Below are 6,000 nucleotides of genomic sequence, written 5' to 3'. Positions count from 1 at the left end.
CTGGTTTTTGTGTGCCGGTGGGCGCCCCCCGCGGGGCGGGCCGCCCCCCGCCCCCCCCCCCCCCCCCCCCCCCCCCTTCGCGTTGCCCTGGTACGGAGCTCAGCTCACCGGGTGCCGCGCAGCCGGCGCCAGGGGGTGAACGTGAACACGGCGCCGCCCAGCAGGATCGCCGTACCGGCGACCAGGCCGAGCGCGCGCAGGGTGCCGTCGTCCTCGGCGCCGGTGGCGGCCAGTCCGCCGCCGGAGTCCGTACCGCCGCCGCTCGTGGCGCCGCCCGCGTCCGAGCCGCCGGCAGCCCCGCCGGGCTGGGACGAGGTGTCCAGCTCCAGGGAGACCGCGACATCGGCGGGCGGGGTGCAGGTCGTCGTCGTACCGAGCGCCATCACGGTCAGTACACCCGGGCTGAGGGTGGACTTGCCGCTTGCGCCCGGCTTGTACGTACCCGTGAGATCGGGGATCTCGATCGGATCGCCGGACTTGATGGGCTCCTTGTTGGTGGGGCCCTCGACATGGACCGTGCCTTTGTCGGCCCCGCCGAGCTTGACCTCCATGGAGGGCTTCACCGAATCGGCCGGGATGTCGGCGGGACTGTCCATGACCGACTTGCTGAACTTCACCGTGAGGTCGAAGCTGCCGCCGTTCTTCTTCGCGTCGATCTTCACCGGGGAGGTGGCGTTCTTGTCACCGATCGGCGTCTTGCAGGCGTACGCGACGGACACCTCCTTGCCCTCGAAGTCGGTCTGACCGCCGCCGCCACCGCTCGACCCGGCGGTGGTGCCGCCGGATTCCGTGCCTCCGGTGTCCGTACCGCCGGCCGTGGTGCCCGCCGTGGTCCCGCCGTCGGCCGTCGTCCCGCCCGCGGTGGTGGTGCCGGTGGTCGTGCCGGAGATGGTGCCACCCACCGTCGTGCCGGCGATCGTGCCACCCACTGTCGTACCGGTGGTCGTGCCGCCCGCTGTCGTACCGCCGCCGTCCGTGACCTTGATCGTCGCGCCCGGCTGCACGGTCTCCTTCGGGGAGCACTTGGTGTCGGTGGAGATCGGCTTGGAGACGTTGATGTTGTACGCGTCCGGCGTCAGCGTGATCTCACCGGCCTTCTCCAGCTTCAGCATGCCCTTCATGTCGGGCAGCACCATGGGGCTGTTCTTGGGGATCGGCGGATTCTGCCGGGGCCCATCCATCGGCAGGTCGCCACTGGCCGCGCCGCCCACCTTGATCGTGCCGGTCGGCTTGACCGTGTCCTTCTCCAGATCGAGGACGTCGGGGTTGCTGGAAGCGGCCGCCACCGTCTTCCACACCACCTCGACCGTGTCCCCGACCTTCGCCTCGGCGGGCGCGGTCAACTGCACCTTCGTCGTGCCCTGTACGGGCGGCAGCCCGGAGATGGGCGGCGGAATGCACTCCGTCTTGTACGAGACGTCGGCGGCCTGGGCCGGGCTCGCGGCCAGCAGGATCCCCGCGCCGCCGAGCATCAGCGCGACTCCGGCCGCGCTCATCCTCCGTTGGGTGCTCACGAATGTCCCTTCGTCGTGGGTCTGTTCTCTGACGGTGCGGATTCAGGTGTGAACCACGGCAGCGTGGCCGTGGTGGCCGCGCCCGAAGCGGAGCCGGTGCGCCCCGCCCGGTCCGCCGTCGCGGGGTTCACAGGGGTGGCGCCCGGTGCCCGGCGCAGCTTCGGGAGCTTCGCGGTCACGTCGGTGAGCTGTGGGTGGCGGTGACGTCCGGCCAGGACCGAGGCATGCGGGGTGCGGGGCCGGGCCTTGTCGACGATCGCCATGCCGATCCGGAACACGGCGGCCGGTACGACGACGCAGAGCAGGATCCAGAAGAGGGTGACGCCCCACGGTCGGCCCACCCCCCACGGCTGTTCGGCCAGCACCTTCGTCCCGTAGCGCAGGGAGATCTGGTAGTCGCCGTGCGCGCCCGCCGTCAGTTCGACCGGGAGTCTGATCTGCGCCTTGCGGCCGGGCGCGATGGTGCCGCGCCACTGCTGTTCCTCCCACTGCGGGGCGAAGACGCCGTGCGCCGTACCGAGCTGGAAGACCGGGTCCTTGACGGGTGCCGTGCCGAGGTTGCCGACGGTGAGGACGAGCCTCCGTGCGGGCGGGGCACCGAACCAGGTGAGGATCCCGCTGTCGCCCTCCAGCCGGGTCGTGGCGAGCACGGCGAGCTTCCCGCCCTCGGTCTGCTTCGGCAGTGGGGCGACCGGGTGGCCCGCGACGACGAACACGGCGTCGGCGGTGGCCTGTTCCCCGGTGACCGTCGCGACATGCACCACGCACGGGCACGGCTCGGGCGGCTCGGCGACGGGCATCTTCTTGCTGAAGGCGCCCTTGGCATCGGTGGTGACGGCGCGTCCGTCGGCGTTGGAGCAGGAGTTGGTGCCACCGATGACGCCCCTGCCGGGCGCGGACTGCCCGCAGATCAACATCATCAGCAAGGTGTCGGGCCGCCAGCCGCTGCCTTTGACGGTGATCTCACCGCCCTTGCCCGCCTGCTGTTTCGAGAGGGTGACCGTGGGCTGTCCGTCCGCCGCGCGGGCACCTGGGGCGGGCAGGAGCAGCAGGGCGGGCACCAGGGCCACGAGCAGCGCGGTGACCCATCGGTGGCTGCCGCGCCGGAGGGATACCGGTCCGGTCCGTCGGCCCATGTGTCCGGTCTGTCGTCTCACCTGTCCGCTCCCGCCTTCACCAAGTGCCTTTCGTCCGACGTGGGTCGAGATACCGGGACGTCGCCGTCCGGCGGCCGCCGCTGTCTGCGCCGCAGCCGGTACGCGGACGCCGCGGCCAGGAACAGCAGTACGCCGACGGTCACCGGCGCCCAGGGGACACGGACCACCGAGCCCGTCGCCTCGCTGTGCGCGCCGCCCGCGGCAGTGACCCGCAGCCGGACGGTGACGGAGTCGAGGGCGGGGACGGCCCGCCACGGTTCGGTGAGCTTTGCCCGCTGTCCGGGCAGCAGCTCCACCGGCAGGGTCCGGGCCTCACGCCGCAGCAGCGTGCCGAACACGCCGTCCGCGCTGACGGCAAGACGCGGGGCGAGGGCCGCATTGCCACGGTTGACGAGGGTGTAGTGAATGGTCCCGCCGGACACGGTGACGTCCTCGACGGTCAGTGCGGCCAGGGTCGGCCCGCTGACCCGGAGATGGACTCGTATCCCGACCGAACGGCCGGCGCTCTCGGCGACGATCGCGCCGGGGTGATCGCCCGGTGGCGCACTCGTCGGCACGGTGACGGAGAACGGCACTTCGGCACGGGTACGGGCGGGCACGGTCACCCGGTCCGCCGCGAGCCGCAGCCAGGCACCGGTCCCGGTGGAGCCCTTCGATCCGCGTACCGCGAATTCACCGTTCCCGGCGTTGTACGCGTCGGCCCCGCGCAGCCGCACGGTGACCGGGGTGCGGCCCGGGTTGGTGACGGCAAGCCGGTCCTGCAGGACGGTGCCGGGCACGCCCTCCAGGTAGAAGTACGGTCTGCCGCCGTCGTCGCCGGTCCGGGTCGCGGCACCGCTCGCGGCGGGCCGAGCCGTCCAGTCCGTGGCACTGTCCGCCCGGTCGACGGCCGCCGCCGGGGTCATGGCGAAGGCGCACAGCAGGACGGCGACAACGGCTCGGGCGGCGTGACCGGTCAACGACGGCATGGGCGGGGCTCCCTGGTGCGTACAGAGCTGGTGCGTACCGAGCTGGCGTGTACGTACGGTGCGCGGACGGGGACTGTGGCTGTAGCGGCCATAGGGTTGTCGCGGTGACGCGGTTCGTGGCTCAGCCCGTGGCCCGCTGCCCGCGCCGGGTCAGCCACAGCACTCCGGCCGCACCGGTCAGCAGCACCGTGCCGCCGAGCGTCCCGAGCGCCATCGCGGAGTCGAGCGGACCGGTCTTCGGCAGCTGACCGCTGTCGTCCGACGTGTCCTGCGCGCCGCCCGCCGCCGTCACATCGAGCTCCAGCGACGGCTTGGGGCTGTTGCCCGGGGTGCAGGTCGTGGTCGTGCCGAGAGCCTTGATGGTGAGCACCCCCGCGGTGAAGCTGACCTTGCCGCTCTTCTTCGGGGTGTACGTACCCGTCAAGTCACTTATCTTGATGGGAGTGTTGGCCGGGATCGCCGCGGCGTTCGCCGGGCCCGAGACCTGCACCTGGCCCGATTCGGCGCCGCCCAGCCGGATCACCGCGCTGGGCTTCATGGCGCCCTTGCCCAGTTCGACCGGGCTGGACGAGACGCCCTTCTGGAAGGACATCGTGAGCATGTAACCGTTGCCGCTCTTGACGCCCTTGATGTCGATGGGCGATACGGCACTCTTGTCCCCGATCGGGGTCTTGCACTGGTAGTCGACGTCCACGACCGTGGCGTGTGCGGCGGGCGCGGCCAGCAGCACCACCGAGCCGGCCAGCGCGGACGCCAGGGCGAGTGTTCGCTTCGGGTACGACACCTCGAGTTCCCCTCCTGCCGGTGGTCGCCGCACGCCGCATCACATCGACGCAAGTTACTGACGACACATCAGATTGGGCGCTCAAGGTACGCCTGAGGCCCTGTGGAGGGAAGACAAAGAGCGCGCCGATCCGGCGCGCTCCTCGGGGATGCAAAGTCAGGGGTACGGAGTCGGGGGCGGCCCCGCGACTACGCAGGGGCGGCCAGCTCCGCCCAGACGGTCTTGCCGGGTTCACCCGGCACCCGCAGAACCCCCCAGTCCAGACAGAGCCGCTGGACGATGAACATGCCGTGCCCGCCGGGCCGGCCGGCACGGTGCGGGGTGCGGGGTGCGGGCTGTCCCGCTCCGCCGTCGAGAACTTCCACCCGCAGCACCTTCGAGCTGCAGCCGATGCGCAGCTCCTCGGGTCCCTCCGCGTGCAGGCAGGCGTTGGTGACCAGCTCGGAGACGACCAGCAGGACGTCTTCGGCAGCCGCTCGGCGGTCGGCGCTCGACGCCGGGAGCCAGCCCCAGTCGTGGAGTGCCTGGCGGGCGAAATCGCGGGCCGCCGGCACGATGCCGCTGACCTGCCGCAGCGGCAGCGTGCGCCACTGTCGCTCGGCCGGCTCGACGGAGGGTGCGTCGGCGCCGTCGCCCGTGCCCTCCGGCTCGCGGCCGAGGTCGCCCGGCTGATGCTGCCGGGTGGTGCTCATCAGCGCTTCACCTCACCGATTCACCATGTCGCCATCGAACAGATACAGATACAGATGCGGGTACAGATTCGGGACCGCTGCGGGCGCCGGCACAGGTTCGGTACAGGTACCGACCAGCTACAGAGTGTGCAGGTCGTCCCGGGCTCGCAGGGTCTCTCCTGCCCGGCCGAATCGTGACAACACCCACTTCGCTACGCGGATCGCGTGACTCGGGCGACACACGCGACTCCCGATGCCACATGCCGCGCCACGATCAGGTGTCCAGAGCCTCTTCCAGGGAGTCGTGGACGGTGAAGACCGCCTCGGCCCCGGTGATCTCGAAGACCCTCGCCACCACCGGCAGCATTCCGGCCAAATGGACCCCTCCCCCGCCCGCCTCCGCCTTGAGACGGGCACCGAGCAGCACATTGAGCCCGGTGGAATCACAGAATTCGAGTCGCGAACAGTCGACCACCAGGCGCACCCGCCCTTGCTCGACCGCGCTCTCCAAGGGCTCGCGGAGCAGGTCGGCGGTGTGGTGATCCAGCTCACCCACCGGCGTCACGACCTCGCTGCGCCCCTCGGTCCGGACCTCGACCTGAAGTCGACCCCGGTTCGCACTGCCGACCGTCTGGCGGTCCATGCCCGTCCCTCTTCGCCGTTCGCCATTACCTGTGTCACTGCCTGCGTCTTCGCTCACGCGTCACCGACTGTCACTGTGTATGCGGTTGCGTGTGCAGCCGTCGCCAGCTTTCGTAAAACAGTACGCGTTCCGTACGCCACGCGGTAGCCAAGGAACCCAACAAACCGGACATTTAGCATTAATTGGCAGTTGTAACTCACCGCCCGGACCGGGTAAGGGTAGGAGGACACCCGAAACACGGCCGGCTTTGGAGGCGCCGCTTC

At 70.8% G+C, this 6,000-nt stretch carries 6 protein-coding genes; all 6 read right to left on the bottom strand.

Annotation, left to right across the window (positions count from 1 at the left end):
- Positions 1-104: 104 nt before the first annotated feature.
- The 6 genes from ACIA8E_RS19805 to ACIA8E_RS19780 all read right to left on the bottom strand — a co-directional run bounded on the left by ACIA8E_RS19805 (position 105) and on the right by ACIA8E_RS19780 (position 5,737).
- The gene (locus ACIA8E_RS19805) at positions 105-1,496 is read right to left on the bottom strand and encodes a hypothetical protein (RefSeq protein WP_399299749.1); all 1,392 of its coding nucleotides are present in this window, start codon (positions 1,494-1,496) and stop codon (positions 105-107) included.
- A gap of 14 nt (positions 1,497-1,510) precedes the next feature.
- Entirely contained in the window at positions 1,511-2,650 is a 1,140-nt protein-coding gene (locus ACIA8E_RS19800) for a hypothetical protein (RefSeq protein ID WP_399299746.1), read from the bottom strand.
- A 17-nt stretch (positions 2,651-2,667) separates the two neighbouring features.
- Positions 2,668-3,639 (bottom strand): hypothetical protein, encoded by a 972-nt coding sequence (locus ACIA8E_RS19795; protein ID WP_399299696.1) that lies wholly within the window; start codon positions 3,637-3,639, stop codon positions 2,668-2,670.
- Between the two features lie 121 nt (positions 3,640-3,760).
- Entirely contained in the window at positions 3,761-4,423 is a 663-nt protein-coding gene (locus ACIA8E_RS19790; protein WP_399299693.1) for a peptidase, read from the bottom strand.
- A gap of 188 nt (positions 4,424-4,611) precedes the next feature.
- Positions 4,612-5,115: an ATP-binding protein gene (locus ACIA8E_RS19785; protein ID WP_399299691.1), complete on the bottom strand. Its 504-nt coding sequence runs from the start codon at positions 5,113-5,115 to the stop codon at positions 4,612-4,614.
- Between the two features lie 253 nt (positions 5,116-5,368).
- Positions 5,369-5,737, bottom strand: a complete 369-nt coding sequence (locus ACIA8E_RS19780; protein ID WP_399299688.1) for an STAS domain-containing protein — start codon at positions 5,735-5,737, stop codon at positions 5,369-5,371.
- Between the last annotated feature and the right edge of the window lie 263 nt (positions 5,738-6,000).

It is taken from the genome of Streptomyces sp. NPDC051664, from assembly GCF_044453545.1.
Classification (GTDB): domain Bacteria; phylum Actinomycetota; class Actinomycetes; order Streptomycetales; family Streptomycetaceae; genus Streptomyces.
This window is presented reverse-complemented; position numbering and strand designations above follow the sequence as displayed.